Source organism: Roseateles sp. T103 (assembly GCF_057219915.1).
Window position 1 is genome coordinate 126,426 of sequence record NZ_JBXVVS010000007.1, and the last position, 14,680, is coordinate 141,105.

At 67.0% G+C, this 14,680-nt stretch carries 11 protein-coding genes; 4 read left to right on the forward strand and 7 right to left on the reverse strand.

Annotated features, from left to right (window positions below):
• Nucleotides 1–143: 143 nt before the first annotated feature.
• The gene (locus tag AC2EBS_RS17570) at nucleotides 144–2,615 is read left to right on the forward strand and encodes a penicillin acylase family protein (protein WP_484729752.1); all 2,472 of its coding nucleotides are present in this window, start codon (nucleotides 144–146) and stop codon (nucleotides 2,613–2,615) included.
• Nucleotides 2,616–2,687: 72 nt separating this feature from the next.
• On the opposite strand, the gene AC2EBS_RS17575 is transcribed toward AC2EBS_RS17570, so the two are convergent.
• Complete coding sequence (locus tag AC2EBS_RS17575; RefSeq protein WP_484729753.1) at nucleotides 2,688–3,842, reverse strand: hypothetical protein; 1,155 nt, start codon at nucleotides 3,840–3,842, stop codon at nucleotides 2,688–2,690.
• Between the two features lie 197 nt (nucleotides 3,843–4,039).
• Between AC2EBS_RS17575 and AC2EBS_RS17580 the strand changes: the two genes are divergently transcribed.
• Nucleotides 4,040–5,461, forward strand: coding sequence for an FAD-binding oxidoreductase (locus AC2EBS_RS17580; protein WP_484729754.1), 1,422 nt, complete (start codon nucleotides 4,040–4,042; stop codon nucleotides 5,459–5,461).
• On the opposite strand, the gene AC2EBS_RS17585 is transcribed toward AC2EBS_RS17580, so the two are convergent.
• The 6 genes from AC2EBS_RS17585 to AC2EBS_RS17610 all read right to left on the reverse strand — a co-directional run bounded on the left by AC2EBS_RS17585 (nucleotide 5,430) and on the right by AC2EBS_RS17610 (nucleotide 13,210).
• Entirely contained in the window at nucleotides 5,430–6,251 is an 822-nt protein-coding gene (locus tag AC2EBS_RS17585) for a PEP-CTERM sorting domain-containing protein (protein ID WP_484729755.1), read from the reverse strand. The two genes, AC2EBS_RS17580 and AC2EBS_RS17585, sit on opposite strands and share 32 nt — an antisense overlap.
• 103 nt (nucleotides 6,252–6,354) lie before the next feature.
• Complete coding sequence (locus AC2EBS_RS17590; protein ID WP_484729802.1) at nucleotides 6,355–7,869, reverse strand: SpoVR family protein; 1,515 nt, start codon at nucleotides 7,867–7,869, stop codon at nucleotides 6,355–6,357.
• Nucleotides 7,870–8,003: 134 nt separating this feature from the next.
• On the reverse strand, nucleotides 8,004–9,287 hold the full coding sequence (locus AC2EBS_RS17595) for a YeaH/YhbH family protein (RefSeq protein ID WP_484729756.1): 1,284 nt from the start codon (nucleotides 9,285–9,287) through the stop codon (nucleotides 8,004–8,006).
• A gap of 16 nt (nucleotides 9,288–9,303) precedes the next feature.
• A complete protein-coding gene (locus tag AC2EBS_RS17600) occupies nucleotides 9,304–11,226 on the reverse strand; it encodes a PrkA family serine protein kinase (RefSeq protein WP_484729757.1) in 1,923 nt (640 codons plus the stop codon).
• Nucleotides 11,227–11,713: 487 nt separating this feature from the next.
• The gene (locus AC2EBS_RS17605) at nucleotides 11,714–12,628 is read right to left on the reverse strand and encodes a ParB/RepB/Spo0J family partition protein (RefSeq protein ID WP_484729758.1); all 915 of its coding nucleotides are present in this window, start codon (nucleotides 12,626–12,628) and stop codon (nucleotides 11,714–11,716) included.
• Between the two features lie 15 nt (nucleotides 12,629–12,643).
• Nucleotides 12,644–13,210, reverse strand: coding sequence for an RBBP9/YdeN family alpha/beta hydrolase (locus AC2EBS_RS17610; RefSeq protein WP_484729759.1), 567 nt, complete (start codon nucleotides 13,208–13,210; stop codon nucleotides 12,644–12,646).
• A gap of 67 nt (nucleotides 13,211–13,277) precedes the next feature.
• Here AC2EBS_RS17610 and argC point away from each other — a divergent pair, with 67 nt between their 5' ends.
• On the forward strand, nucleotides 13,278–14,219 hold the full coding sequence (argC, locus tag AC2EBS_RS17615; RefSeq protein ID WP_484729760.1) for an N-acetyl-gamma-glutamyl-phosphate reductase: 942 nt from the start codon (nucleotides 13,278–13,280) through the stop codon (nucleotides 14,217–14,219).
• Nucleotides 14,219–14,653, forward strand: coding sequence for a GNAT family N-acetyltransferase (locus AC2EBS_RS17620; protein WP_484729761.1), 435 nt, complete (start codon nucleotides 14,219–14,221; stop codon nucleotides 14,651–14,653). Before argC ends, AC2EBS_RS17620 begins: the two co-directional genes overlap by 1 nt.
• The last annotated feature ends 27 nt before the right edge of the window (nucleotides 14,654–14,680 follow it).

A 14,680-nucleotide genomic window follows, 5' to 3' on the forward strand; every position in this document is an offset into this window, starting at 1 on the left:
CGAGTGTGGAAGACAGTTCTGAGGGTAGGCCACAGGGGCGACCTAAGCGCGGCGATGATAGCCTCCTAGTCATCGCTAGCCATGGCCGCTAACCCGAAGGCTGTGCTGCGAAGAGCTACAAGACCCAGATTCAAGGAGACCCCATGCGCGAGCGCATTCCCCATGCCCTGTCACCCCTGGCCGCGCTGCTGGCCGGCACCGTGCTGCTGAGCGCCTGCGGCGGCGGTGGCGACCCGGCGTCCAGCACGCCGCCGACCAGCAACCCGACCTATCAGGCCGAGATCCGCTACACCAGCTACGGCGTTCCCCACGTCAAGGCGGCGGACTTCAAGGGCGCCGGCTATGGCTATGGCTATGCCTTCGCGAACGACCATGTCTGCCTGTTTGCCCAGGAGCTGGTGACGCTGCGGGGGCAGCGCTCGCGCTTCTTCGGCGACGTGGATGCCAAGGGCGTGCCCATCACCTATCTGGGCCAGTTCGGCGACTTCACGCCCAATCTGTCCTCGGACTTTTTCTACAAGCTGCTGATGACGCCCGCGCTGGCCCAGGCCATGAAGGCGGCCAGCAGCCCCGAGGTGCGCGACATGGTCAGCGGCTTCGTGGCCGGCTACAACCGCTATCTGCGCGACAAGGGCGTCAACGGCCTGCCGGCCGAGTGCAAGGGTGCGGCCTGGGTCACGCCGATGAGCGAGGACGAGGCCTACTGGCGTTTCAGCCAGGCTGCCATGGCGGGCAGCTCGATGCAGTTCATCAACGCGATCGGCTCGGCCCAGCCGCCCGGCCCCAAGCCTGCCGGCACGACCAGCGTGGCAGCGTTGAGCGCCAAGGCCTTGAAGCGACCGGCCACTCAACTGGCGGTGCTGAACAGTCCCTTGGTGCAGGGCACCAATGCGCTGTTCGAGCATGCCATCGGCTCCAACGGCTACGGTCTGGGCAAGGGTGTGACACAGAGCGGCGCGGGTATCGTGATGGGCAATCCGCACTTCCCTTGGTGGGGTGCGCTGCGCCTGCACAAGCTGCACATCACCATCCCCGGCAAGTACGACGTGTTCGGCTCGACCCTGCTGGGCACGCTGGTGCCGCTGATAGGCTTCAACAAGGACGTGGCCTGGACGCACACCTTCTCCACCGACAACCGCTTCACGCTGTTCCAGCTCAAGCTGGACCCGGCCGACCCGACGCGCTACCAGATCGACGGCGGCTACAAGGCGATGACGAAGACCGCGCTCAGCGTGGAGGCGCTGCAGCCCGATGGCACGCTGAAGACCCACCAGCGCACGCTGTACGGCACTGACTTCGGCCCGGTGCTGAGTGACGGCGCCACCTTCGGCTGGTCGGGCGGTGCGGCCTTCGCGATCCGCGACGCCAACTACAGCAACTACAAGCTGCTCGACCAGGCCCTGCTCAACGGCAAGTCCACCAGCGCCGAGAGCCTGCGCGAGTCGCTGGCCACCTACGGCGCGATGCCCTGGGTCAACACCATGGCGGCCGACAAGAACGGCAAGGCGCTCTACGCCAACTACTCGGTGGCCGCCAACGTCAGCGATGCGCAGCTGGCCAGCTGCGTGAACAGCCCCACGGGCCAGTTCCTGCTGGCCAGCCGCGGCCTGGTGCTGATGGACGGCAGCAGGAGCAGCTGCAACTGGAACGGCGCCATCCCCAGCAGCCAGCGCCCCTATGTGCTGCGCGACGACTACATCGTCAACGCCAACGACAGCCACTGGCTGCCCAACGACAAGGTGCGCCTGGCCGGCTACCCCAGGATCATCGCCACCGGTCCGGTGGCCGAGGGCCGGGAGCAGGGCGAGCGCACCCGCGCCGGTATCGCCCAGGTGCTGGATCGCATGAAGGGCACGGACGGCCTGCCCGGCACCGGCTTCACCGTGGCTAATCTGCAGCAGGTCTATGCCAAGAGCCGCTTCTTCAAGGCGGAGATGTGGCTGGACGAGTTCCTGGCCGCGCGCTGCAGCGGCGGCATCCTGACGGGCATAGACAGCAAGGGCGTGGTGACCGACCTCAGCAAGGCCTGCGGCGTGCTGTCGATCTGGAAGAAGACCGAGGGCATGGCTGATCCGGGCTCGCTGCTGTTCCGCAAGTTCTACGAGCTGTCGGGCGAGATGAAGGATGCGAGCCTGTGGCGCGTGCCCTATGACCCGGCGGATCCGGTCTACACGCCGCGCGGCTACAACACCGCCGACACCAAGGCTGTCACGCTGCTGGCCGACGCGGTGCAGTGGTTCAACGCCAACAAGTTCGCCCTGGAGGAGGTCAATGCCCGCAAGCAGGTGATCGTGCGCGACAGCGCCCCCATCCCCTTCCCCGGCGGCCGCTACACCTTCAACAACATCCGCGGCAATCTCAGCGCCGGCCTGTACGGCGACCCGGTCTACGGCAACAGCTATATGCAATGGGTCACTTTCGATGCCAATGGCCCGGTGGCCGAAGGCATCCTGACCTATTCGCAGAGCAGCCATCTGCTGTCGCAGCACTTCTCGGACCAGACCAAGCTCTACTCGGACATCTTCCTCAAGGGAGCCAAGTGGGCCAAGCTGCCCTTCAGCGAGGCCGAGATCAAGGCCGATCCGAACTACCGCAGCATGATGCTCAGCGAGTAAGCGGCAGTCGCGAGACGCTGACTCTTTCGCCCAGGGGCCGGCACTGCCGGCCCTTTTTCGTGGGCGCTGGGCTCAGGGCTCGAGGGCGCGCGCCAGGCCATCGACGACACCGTGGATCTGCGGCAGCGCCACCGCTTCGAACAGCTCCGGCGAGCTGCGCAGCTCGAGGTCCTGGCTGCTGGCCACCACACCACGGCCGGTGCCGCTCATCGCGGCCAGCATCGTGAAGGCGGTGAGCGCGATGTTCGCCGCCTTGGTGCCGGTGCTGGTGACGTCGACGAGCTCGCCCAGCGCGTGCTCGGAGGCCAGCGCATGCTTGAGCGAGACGCGGCCCACCTGGCCGTCGGGGCGGCGCACCCACAGCCGGTTGGTCCAGGCCGGCATGAACAGGCTGTTGCGCACCGAGGTCGAGGCGCTCAGCGCCCAGGCGCCGCCCGAGCCTTTGACCTGCGCGGCGGTCAGCACCAGGCGGGCCATCACGATCGCGGCACCCCCACTGCTCTTGCTGATTCCTTCGAGCGCAGCGTCGAGCTTGGGCTTGCGCATCGCGGCAGCGAGGTTGTCGCCAAGGCCGGCGAAGCGGTCCTCGACCTTGGCGCCGAACAGGCCACCGACGGTGCGGTTGTGCCACATCTGTTCACTCTGATGGATCAGCGGCAGGCCGTGGCCGCTGAACACCTGGCCCTTGCCGCCGCGGGCGTCCAGCGGCATCGGTTGCAGCTCGCCGATCGCGGCCAGCTCGGCATAGGCGGGCAGGGCCTTGAGCTCAGCCGGCGGCAGCACCTCGATGCCGCGGGCGCGCAGCGCGGCGGTGATGCGATCATGGGCCTGGTCGGCCAGCGCCTGCAGCCGCGCGGCATCCAGGCCGACGACCTTCAGCGAGGTGTTGACCGAGGCCATCGTGCGGTCGCGATAGACGGCGCCGGCCGAGCCGCCAGCCGAGGCCTCGTTGACCACATAGACCGCCACGCCGGCCAGCGCCACGCGCTTCAGCCCGCGCAGCGCGGCGCCATCCTCGATGTCCAGATCGTCGGTGGCGAGCGTGACGGGCTTGATGTCACTGGGGACGGTCAGCGTCGGCGCCGAGGCGGGCGCGCTGGCGGCGGCGGGCTGCGGCTCCTGTTGGGACAGCGCGGGCAGGCTCATGACGGCGAGGCAGCCGGCGGCGAGCAGAGGCGCGCAGCGCAGCTGCGCGCGACGGGCGGTGGGCTTGTGGATCATCAGCATCAGCGGCAGTCCTTGTCTGGGGTTTCGTCGAATCCACGGCGACCCGGCTTTGCTGGGCCTCCTTGTCCACTTACGCCGCGTCACCTCAGCAAAAGGCTCATGGCCGACTTGGCCGGACTGCAGCTCGCACGCCGGCAGGGGGCGCTTTCCTAGAATCGATGCTGTCGGTCGCCGCTGGGGCGGCCTGGAGTGCCGCGATGAATGCCCCCCACGACCCCACTGCCCTGCTGAACGCCGAGCGGCGCCCGGTGCCCGAGGCGATGCTGCAGGCGCTGCGCGCGCGTTTCGGCGAACGCTGCTCCACCGCGCTGGCGGTGCGCGAGCAGCATGGCCGCGACGAGTCGCCTTTCGACGTGGAGCCGCCGGACTGCGTGGTCTTCGCCGAGAGCAACGAGGACGTCGCCGCGGTGGTGGCGCTGGCGCATCAGCACGGCGTGCCGGTGATTCCCTTTGGCGCGGGCTCCTCGCTGGAAGGCCATTTGCTCGCGGTGCAGGGCGGCGTGAGCCTCGACGTCTCGCGCATGAAGCAGATCCTGCGCGTCAATGCTGAGGACCTGACGGTGACCGTGCAGGCCGGCGTGACGCGCAACCAACTCAATGCCGAGCTGCGCCATGCCGGGCTGTTCTTCCCCATCGACCCCGGCGCCGACGCCTCGATCGGCGGCATGGCGGCCACGCGCGCCAGCGGCACGAACGCGGTGCGCTACGGCACGATGCGCGAGGCGGTGCTGGGCCTGACGGTGGTGACGGCCAGCGGCGAGATCGTGCGCACCGGCTCGCGGGCGCGCAAGAGCAGCGCGGGCTACGACCTCACACGCGTCTTCGTCGGCAGCGAGGGCACGCTGGGCGTGATCACCGAGGTGACGCTGCGCATCTTCCCGCTGCCCGAGGCGGTGTCGGCGGCGATCTGCTTCTTCCCCAGCATCGATGCCGCGGTGCAGACCACGATACAGATCATCCAGCTGGGCGTGCCGATCGCGCGCTGCGAGCTGCTCGACGCCAACGCGGTGCGCGCGGTGAACCTGCACGACAAGCTGGGCCTGCGCGAGGCGCCGATGCTGCTGATGGAATTCCACGGCTCGCCGGCCGGCGTGGCTGAGCAGGCGCAGACTGTGCAGGAGATCGCCCGCGAGTTCGGTGGCGAGGATTTCGCCTGGGCCACGACGCCCGAGGAACGCACGCGGCTGTGGACCGCGCGTCACCATGCCTATCTGTCGGCGCTGCAGACCAAGCCGGGCTGCCGCTGCGTGACCACCGACACCTGCGTGCCGATCTCGCGCCTGGCCGAGAGCATCAACGAATCGGTGCGCGAGGCCGACGAGGCCGGCCTGCCCTATTTCCTCGTCGGCCATGTCGGCGACGGCAATTTCCACATTGGCTACCTGATCGACCCGGCCATCCCTGCCGAGCGAGAGACCGCCGAGCGCCTGAGCGACCAGATGGTGCATCGCGCGCTGCGCCTGGAAGGCACCTGCACCGGCGAGCATGGCATCGGCCTGCACAAGCAGGGCTTCCTGGTCGACGAGGCCGGCGACGGCACGGTGGCGCTGATGCGGCAGCTGAAGACCGCGCTGGACCCGCGCAACATCATGAACCCCGGCAAGATCTTCGCGATCTGAACAGCGAGAGCAGGCCGACCGCAGCCAGCGCCAGGCTGCCCGGCTCGGGCACGCCATTGCTTGGCGGCGGGTCGGTCGGCGGGCTGTCCTGGATGGACTCGACGGTGAAGCCCGTCATGCGCCAGCGCCCGGTGGGCAGGCCGCTGTAGAGCGTATCGCTCGCGGCATGGATGGCCCAGAAGTCCATGATCCGGTTGGACAGGCTGGCATCGTAGGCGGCGCGGAAGTAGTAGTCGTAGAGGCCGTTGGCCGAGCTCTGCGGCGTGGCGCCCGGAAAGCTGTAGACCGACGGCGTGCCGCTGCGCGACCAGGCCTGACTCAGGCTGAACAGGAAGCCGTCGAAGCCCCCTGTCTTCAGCTCGGGCGCCGTCACCGCCGCAGGCCCGAGCACGATGCGGCCCAGTGAGGCACCGTCGGCGGCCTCGCTGTAGAAGTTGGCGTTGCCCAGCTGCAGATGCAGGGCCTGCACCGTGTCGTAGCTCCAGGTGAAAGTGCCCAGCGATGGATTGAAGGATGTGCCGGTGAGCAGGTTGTCATAGCGCAGCTCCAGCGCCATCGCCACCGTGCCCATCGCGGCCCAGCTGCTGGCGCCGTTGATTGCCTGGGCCAGCGCCGCTCCCGACGCGGGCGCATTGCTGGGCGTGTACAGGCCCTGGACGCGCAGCAGCATCGGTGATGCGGCAGCCGGCAGCGCACTCAGGACGAGCAGCGCTGCGCACAGCAGGCGATAGCTGCCGTGGCCTGGGCGGGCGATAGGGGGCCGAGCAGGGGGGTGAAGCGTGTAGGGCATGACAGGACTCTCCAGACAGTGGTTGTTCCTGTCTGCCTACGCCATGCCGGGGGACGAAAAGGCTCAGCGCCCCCCGAGATGAGGGGCAAGGCCCCGATGCTATTCAGTGCGTCTGCGGTCCGCGCGCGCTCCAGCGCTGCGTGATGTCGCCGCGGCCGTTGGCGCTCTCCAGGTGCACGTCAAAGCCCCACAGCCGCGCCACATGCTTGAGCACCTCCTGCGCGCTGTCGTGCAGGGGCCGCTCCATGTGCTGGGTGTGGCGCAGCGTCAATGAGCGGTCGCCGCGCAGATTGACGTTCCAGACCTGGATATTGGGCTCGCGGCTGCCCAGGTCGTACTGCTTGGACAGGGCCTCGCGCACATGCTGGTAGCCGGCATCATCGTGGATGGCGGAGATCTCGTACTCGCTCTTGTTGGCGTCGTCGAGGATGGCGAAGAGGCGGAACTCGCGCATCAGTCGCGGGCTCAGGTACTGCCCGATGAAGCTCTCGTCCTTGAAGTTGCGCATCGCGTGGTCCAGCGTGGGCAGCCAGGGCGCACCGGCGATGTCGGGGAACCAGCGCCGGTCTTCTTCGGTGGGGTTCTCGCAGATGCGCTTGATGTCGCTGTACATCGCGAAGCCCAGCGCATAGGGGTTCAGATGCGCCATCGGCGGCTGCGCGACCACATTGGTGTGCGACTTCAGCCACTCGATCATCATGCCGTCCGACAGATAGCCGTCGTCGTACATCTGGTTCAGCAGCCGGTGGTGCCAGAACGTGGCCCAGCCCTCGTTCATCACCTGGGTCTGGCGCTGCGGATAGAAGTACTGCGCGATCTTGCGCACGATGCGCACCAGCTCGCGCTGCCAGGGCTCCAGCAGCGGCGCGTTCTTCTCGATGAAGTAGAGGATGTTCTCCTGCGGCTCGTCGGGGAAGCGGCGCGCGGCCTTGGCTTCGTCGTCGGCCTTGTCGCTGGCGCGCGGCAGCGTGCGCCAGAGGTCGTTGATCTGCCGCTGCGCATAGGCCTCGCGGTCCTGCTGGCGCGCACGCTCCTGCGCCAGCGAGAGCTTGGCCGGGCGGCGGTAGCGGTCCACGCCATGGTTCATCAGCGCATGGCAGGAATCGAGGATCAGCTCGACCGCTTCGATGCCGTGGCGTTCCTCGCACTCGGCGACGTAGTTCTTCGCATAGACCAGGTAGTCGATGATGCTCGACGCGTCGGTCCACATGCGGAACAGGTAGTTGCCCTTGAAGAAGCTGTTGTGGCCGTAGCTCGCATGCGCGATCACCAGGGCCTGCATGGCCATGGTGTTCTCTTCCATCAGGTAGGCGATGCAGGGATCGGAGTTGATGACGATCTCGTAGGCCAGGCCCATCTGGCCGCGCTTGTAGCTGCGCTCGGTGGCGATGAATTCCTTGCCGTAGCTCCAGTGCCGGTAGTTCACCGGCATCCCCACCGAGGCGTAGGCGTCCATCATCTGTTCGGCGGTGATGACCTCGAGCTGGTTCGGATAGGTGTCCAGCCCGTAGCGCTCGGCCGTCTGGCGGATCACCTCGTGGTACTGGTCGATCAGCTCGAAGCTCCAGTCGCTGGGCGAGGGCAGCGGCTGGTCGGGGCGCTGCTTCAACGGCTTCATTTCCTGCAGCGGCGGCTGGTGGCGGCGGCCGCCATATTCGTTGCGGTCGGCACCCAGGCCCAGATGGCGACGGTTGTCGCCACTGGTGGTCGGCGCTGTCATCAGGCTGGTGGCGTCGGTGCTCAGCGGGCTGCTCATGCGGGTGCCCCTTCCTTCTTGAACAGCTCGCGGAAGACCGGATAGATCTGCGAGGCCTCGACCGCCTTGCGCATCGCGAAGTGCGGCACCTCCTCGGCCAGCTGTTCGTACTCTTCCCACAGGTTCTGCTCGGCCTCGGCCACCTGCACATAGGCGAAGTAGCGGCACAGCGGCAGGATCTTGTCGGCCAGGATCTCGCGGCAGCGGCTGCTGTCGTGGTGCCAGTTGTCGCCATCGCTGGCCTGCGCGCCGTAGATGTTCCACTCGCTCGGCGAGTAGCGCTCGCGGATGATCTCTTCCATCAGCACCAGGGCCGAGGACACCACCGTGCCGCCGGTCTCGGTGGCGTGGAAGAAGTTCTGCTCGTCCACCTCCTGCGCCTGCGTGTGGTGGCGGATGAAGACCACGTCGATCTTCTCGTAGTGCCGGGTCAGGAAGAGATAAAGCAGGATGAAGAAACGCTTGGCCAGGTCCTTGCGCGCCTCGTCCATCGAGCCGCTGACGTCCATCAGGCAGAACATCACCGCGCGCGTGGTCGGCACCGGCACGCGCACGCGGTTGCGGTAGCGCAGGTCGATGGGGTCGAGGAAGGGAATCGCACCCAGACGGCGGCGCAGCTCGGCGATGCGCGCCTCGGTCTCCTTGATCAGCGCCTGCGCTTCGGGCTTGCTGCCGTCCTCGCGCTTGAGCAGCACCAGACGTTCTTCGAGTTCGCGCAGCTCGCGGCGCTTGCCCATGCCCAGAGCGATGCGCCGGCCCAGTGCACCGCGCATCGAGCGCACCACATGCAGATTGGTCGGCGTGCCGTCGCTGACGAAACCGGCGCGGTGGCTCTTCCATTCCGGCGTGTCGGCCAGCGTGGTGCGAGCCAGATTGGGCAAGGCCAGGTCATCGAAGAAGACCTGCATGAACTCTTCCTTGCTGAGGTGGAAGACGAAGTCGTCCTCGCCCTCGCCGGAGTCGCTGGCCTGCTTGCCGCCCTGGCCCTGTCCGCCGCCCTTGGGCTTGGGGATGCGGTCGCCCTTCACATGCTCGGTGTTGCCCGGCCGCACCACCTCACGCACGCCGCCCTCGCCATGGCCGAAGACCGGCTCGCTCAGGTCCTTCTTGGGGATGTGCACGTCCTCGCCGCGCTCGATGTCGCGGATGCCGCGGCCGTCCACCGCACGCCGCACCGCCTCGCGGATCTGCTCCTTGTGGCGGCGCAGGAAGCGCTCGCGGTTGCCCACGGACTTGTTCTTGCCCGAGAGCCTGCGGTCAATGATTTGCTGGAGCGACATCGCGCCACCTGCTTTCTCAGCTGGACTTCCTCACCCGGAGGTACCACTCGCAGAGCAGCCGCACCTGCTTGGCGGTGTAGCCCTTGTCGACCATGCGCTGCACGAAGTTCTCGTGCTTCTTGGCCTCGTCGGCGCTGGCCTTGGCGTTGAAGCTGATCACCGGCAGCAGCTCTTCGGTGTTGGAGAACATCTTCTTCTCGATCACCGTGCGCAGCTTCTCGTAGCTGGTCCAGGCCGGGTTCTTGCCCTGGTTGTTGGCGCGTGCGCGCAGCACGAAGTTGACGATCTCGTTGCGGAAGTCCTTGGGGTTGCTGATGCCCGCGGGCTTCTCGATCTTCTCCAGCTCGGCGTTCAGCGCGGCGCGGTCGAAGACCTCGCCGGTGTCCTGGTCGCGGTATTCCTGATCCTGGATCCAGTAGTCGGCATAGGTGACGTAGCGGTCGAAGATGTTCTGGCCGTATTCCGAATAACTTTCCAGGTACGCGGTCTGGATCTCCTTGCCGATGAACTCGGCATAGCGCGGCGCCAGCTGCTCCTTGATCAGGCCGACGTACTTCTGCTCCAGCTCGGCGGGGAACTGCTCGCGCTCGATCTGCTGTTCCAGCACGTACATCAGGTGCACCGGGTTGGCGGCCACCTCGCTGGCATCGAAGTTGAAGACCTTGGAGATGATCTTGTAGGCGAAGCGCGTGCTGATGCCGTTCATGCCCTCGTCGACGCCGGCGTAGTCGCGGTACTCCTGGATGCTCTTGGCGCGCGGGTCGGTGTCCTTTAGGTTCTCGCCGTCGTAGACCAGCATCTTGGAGAACAGCGACGAGTTCTCCGGCTCCTTCAGCCGTGTCAGCACGGCGAACTGCGCCATCATCTTCAGCGTGCCCGGGGCGCACTTGGCCTCGGCGAGCGAGGAGCCGCGGATCAGCTTCTCGTAGATCTTGATCTCCTCGCTGACGCGCAGGCAGTAAGGCACCTTGACGATGTAGATGCGGTCGAGGAAGGCCTCGTTGTTCTTGTTGTTGCGGAAGGTCTTCCACTCGCTCTCGTTGCTGTGCGCCAGCACGATGCCGTCGAAGGGAATGGCGCCGAAGCCTTCGGTGCCCTTGAAGTTGCCTTCCTGCGTGGCGGTCAGCAGCGGGTGCAGCACCTTGATCGGCGCCTTGAACATCTCGACGAACTCGAGCAGGCCCTGGTTGGCCAGGCACAGGCCGCCGCTGTAGCTGTAGGCATCGGGGTCGTCCTGCGCATAGGTCTCGAGCTTGCGGATGTCGACCTTGCCGACCAGCGAGGAGATGTCCTGGTTGTTCTCGTCGCCCGGCTCGGTCTTCGCCACGCCGATCTGGCGCAGCACACTGGGGTAGCGCTTGACGACCTTGAACTTGCGAATGTCGCCGCCGAACTCCTCGAGCCGCTTCACCGCCCAGGGGCTCATGATGCGGTTCAGGTAGCGCTGCGGGATGCCGTATTCCTTCTCCAGCAGGGGCCCGTCCTCGGCGGCATTGAACAAGCCCAGCGGGGACTCGTTCACCGGCGAGCCGGACAGTGCGTAGAAGGGCACCTGCTCCATCAGGTACTTCAGCCGCTCGGCGATCGAGCTCTTGCCGCCGCCCACCGGGCCGAGCAGATAGAGGATCTGCTTCTTCTCCTCCAGGCCTTGCGCGGCATGGCGGAAGTAGGAGACGACCTGCTCGATCGCCTCTTCCATGCCGTAGAACTCGGCGAAGGCGGGGTAGATCTTGATGGTCTTGTTCGCGAAGATGCGCGACAGCCGCGGGTCGTTGCGCGTATCGATCATCTGCGGCTCGCCGATGGCCTGGAGCATGCGCTCGGCGGCGGTGGCGTAGGCGAGGGGATTGCGCTTGCACTCGGCCAGATACTCTTCGAGCGAGAGCTCTTCGACACGAGTGCGCTCGTAGCGAGCGGCGAAATGGCTGATCACGTCCATGCTGGCCTCCTGTGTCCGACACCAGACTGAGGCGCGCGTGATCGATCGAGAGACCGCATCCGACGTCGTCGTCTGGGAAGTTCTGATGGCGCCCCCTCAAGGACCGAGGCGTCATCAGAGCTTTCCGAGGTTCAGCGTTGTCGCAAGTGCTGCTGTTGCTTGCTGAGCTTCAGAGTGGCGCAAAGGCCTGTGACGTGAAACCAAGAATAAGACTGTCTTGACCCCTTTAACAAGCCGCGCTGCGGCTTCGTTGACACAGAGCAGCGCCGTACGTGCATTCCTGCGCGCAAGACCCGCGGCGCCGATGGGCGGCGACCCCCCACTTGGGTAGCAAGACCTGACCCCGTGCGATGCGGCGCGATGCGCTTGCGAAGCATCTTGCATGGCGCGTGCCAGCTTGCGAGGCGGGCACAAAAAAGGCCGTGAATCGTTCACGGCCTTCGGTGCTTCATCGGCAGGACGCTGCCGCTTGAGCGAGGATCAGCGGCTATTGCGGGCCGCGCAGCTTCTCGATCAGGCCGTTCAGCTCATCGAGCGAGCCGAACTGGATCGCCAGTTCGCCCTGCTCGCCGCGCTTGGTGCGCTTCTTCACGCGGATCTCCACCGCCGCAGTCAACAAGTCCGACAGCTCTTCCTCGAGACGCAGCACGTCGCGGCTCTTGCCGTTCTTCACGCGCAGCAGTGGCGCCTGGCGGCCGGCGCCCTGGCGCTGCACCAGCTTCTCGGCTTCGCGCACGCTGAGCTTCTTGGCGGCGATCTCGGTGGCGCAGGTGATCTGGTGCGCACCGTCCAGGGGCAAGAGCGCACGCGCATGGCCCATGTCGATGTCGCCGGCCATCAGCATGTTCTGCACCGGCTCGGCCAGATGCAGCAGTCGCAGCAGATTGCTGGCGGCGCTGCGCGAGCGGCCGACGGCCTGCGCGGCCTGTTCATGCGTGAGGCCGAACTCCTCGGTCAGGCGCTTCAGGCCCTGCGCCTCTTCGAGCGGATTGAGGTCTTCGCGCTGGATGTTCTCGATCAGCGCCATCGCGGCCGCGGCCTCGTCGGGCACCGGCTTGACCAGCACCGGCACCTCGCGCAGACCGGCCAGCTTGGCGGCACGGAAGCGCCGTTCGCCGGCAATGATCTCGTAGCGGGCCGTGCCGTCCTTGCTCTGCTCGGCGCCGATCGGGCGCACGAGGATGGGCTGCATGATGCCCTGGCCCTTGATGCTCTCGGCCAGCTCGTACAGCGAGCCCTCGTCCATGCGCGTGCGCGGCTGGTACTTGCCGGCCTGCAGCTGTTCCAGGCGCAGTGTGCTGGGGAGTTCGCCTTCGCGCGCGGTGGTGGGCGTTTCGGCGACTTTGGGGCCGAGCAGGGCTTCGAGGCCCATGCCCAGGCCCTTGGGTTTCTTGGTGACCATGGCCGCGATTGTCTCTTAGCCGATGAGTTGAGCCAGCAGGGCCTGACCCTCGGGCCAGTCGCCCAGATTGGATGCAGTGTTCAGGTGACCGCGCGGCCCGGCCATCACCAGCTGGGCACCCCAGTCGGCCACCATCGCGACGGCGCGCTCGGTGGCGCAGTGCGGGTCGTCACTGCTGACCACGGCGATTGCGGGAAAAGGCAGGCGGCTGCGGCGTATCGGCTTCCAGTTGTGCAGCTGCGGCGGCGCGCTGTCGGCCTCGGTATCGGGCGGCGCGACCAGCAAGGCGCCCCTGACCCGCGCGGTGTGCTGCGAGTGCTCGGCCCAGCTGGCCACCAGCTGGCAACCCAGCGAATGGGCGACGAGCAGGGCCGGGCGTTCGGCTGCGAGCAGCACCTCGTCCAGCCGGGCCATCCAGTCGCCGCGGCGCGGCCAGACCCATTCCGCCTGTTCGACACGCTGGTAGCCGAACAGCCGCTCCCAGCGGCTCTGCCAGTGCTCGGGGTCGGAGTTCAGCCAGCCCGGCAGCAGCAGCACGCGGGGCTGCGCCATGGGTGTGTCGGGGGACGCGGTGCTTGTCATGCCTTATGCTTCGCTTCCTTGCTTGCTCGCCTGTCGGCGGGCGGTCGATTGTGCTGGAGAAGAGGTCATGACGTACGCAGTGTTTGTGGATGGACAAGAGGGCACGACGGGCCTGCGCATTCACGAGTATCTGGCTGCGCGTCGCGACATCGAGGTGCTGCGCATCGACGCCGACAAGCGCAAGGACCCGGCCGAGCGCGCACGCCTGCTCAACGCGGCCGACGTGGCCTTCCTGTGCCTGCCCGATGCGGCATCGCGCGAGGCGGCTGCGATGGTCAGCAACCCCAACACCTGCCTGATCGACGCCAGCACCGCGCACCGCACCGTGCCGGGCTGGACCTTCGGCCTGCCCGAGCTGTGCAAGGGCCAGCGCGACGCGATCCGCAAGGCCAAGCGCATCGCCAACCCCGGCTGCCATGCCAGCGCCTTCATCCTGGCGGTGCGTCCGCTGGTGGATGCCGGGCTGCTGGGCCCCGACGCGCTGATCAGCGCGACCTCGATCACCGGCTACTCGGGCGGCGGCAAGAGCATGATCGCGCAGTACCAGGCTGGCGGCGACGCCAAGCTGGAGTCGCCGCGCCCCTATGCGCTGGGCCTCAAGCACAAGCATCTGCCCGAGATGATGGCGCACACCGGACTGCGGACTGCGCCGGTGTTCATGCCCATCGTCGGCAACTTCTACAAGGGCCTGGCGGTGAGCGTGCCGCTGCACCTGCATCAGCTGCGCGCCGGCGCCCGCGGCGAGGACGTGCAACAGGCGCTGGAGGCGCACTACGCCGGCGAGCGCTTCATCCGCGTGATGCCGCTGCGCGATGCCGCCACGCTGGAAGAAGGCTTCTTCGACGTGCAGGCCTGCAACGACACGAACCGCGTGGACCTGTTCGTCTTTGGCAGCGATACACAGATCCTTGTGATGGCGCGCCTGGACAACCTGGGCAAGGGCGCCAGCGGTGCGGCGGTGCAGAGCATGAATGTGCACCTGGGCGTCGACGAGGCACTCGGCCTCTGATGGTCGCGCCGACGCGGCAATGGCTGCTCGATGAGCAGGTGCCGCCGGCAGCGCGGGAGACCATCCGTCAGGGCGTCGCGCTGCAGGCGCGGCAGCTGACCCAGGGCAGCGACGCGCAGGACATTGCCTGCGCGCTGTACGACGACGATGAGCTGATCGCCGGCGTCTGGGGCCGTACCGAGTTCCAGCGTCTCTATGTCGCCGCCTGGTGGGTGGCGCCCGCGCATCGCGGCCAGGGACTGGGGGCAGAGTGCCTGCGGCGCATCGAGGCGCTGGCGCTGAAGCGCGGCTGCGTCGATGCGCTGATCGAGACCTTGAACGATGAGGCGGCCGACATTGCCGAACACATGGGCTATGTCTGCGTGGCCCATGTGCACGACTATGTGCCGGGGTTGACGCGCCATACCTTGCTGAAGGTCTGGCAGCCTCGCTGAGCCTTCACCGAAGCCAGCGCGACCGGC

Bases quoted from the DNA above. Each gene is read 5' to 3' on its own strand.
- AC2EBS_RS17570 (WP_484729752.1), top strand. From the start codon at position 144: ATGCGCGAGCGCATTCCCCATGCCCTGTCACCCCTGGCCGCGCTGCTG.
- AC2EBS_RS17575 (WP_484729753.1), bottom strand. From the start codon at position 3,842: ATGCTGATGATCCACAAGCCCACCGCCCGTCGCGCGCAGCTGCGCTGC.
- AC2EBS_RS17580 (WP_484729754.1), top strand. From the start codon at position 4,040: ATGAATGCCCCCCACGACCCCACTGCCCTGCTGAACGCCGAGCGGCGC.
- AC2EBS_RS17585 (WP_484729755.1), bottom strand. From the start codon at position 6,251: ATGCCCTACACGCTTCACCCCCCTGCTCGGCCCCCTATCGCCCGCCCA.
- AC2EBS_RS17590 (WP_484729802.1), bottom strand. From the start codon at position 7,869: ATGAAGCCGTTGAAGCAGCGCCCCGACCAGCCGCTGCCCTCGCCCAGC.
- AC2EBS_RS17595 (WP_484729756.1), bottom strand. From the start codon at position 9,287: ATGTCGCTCCAGCAAATCATTGACCGCAGGCTCTCGGGCAAGAACAAG.
- AC2EBS_RS17600 (WP_484729757.1), bottom strand. From the start codon at position 11,226: ATGGACGTGATCAGCCATTTCGCCGCTCGCTACGAGCGCACTCGTGTC.
- AC2EBS_RS17605 (WP_484729758.1), bottom strand. From the start codon at position 12,628: ATGGTCACCAAGAAACCCAAGGGCCTGGGCATGGGCCTCGAAGCCCTG.
- AC2EBS_RS17610 (WP_484729759.1), bottom strand. From the start codon at position 13,210: ATGACAAGCACCGCGTCCCCCGACACACCCATGGCGCAGCCCCGCGTG.
- argC (WP_484729760.1), top strand. From the start codon at position 13,278: ATGACGTACGCAGTGTTTGTGGATGGACAAGAGGGCACGACGGGCCTG.
- AC2EBS_RS17620 (WP_484729761.1), top strand. From the start codon at position 14,219: ATGGTCGCGCCGACGCGGCAATGGCTGCTCGATGAGCAGGTGCCGCCG.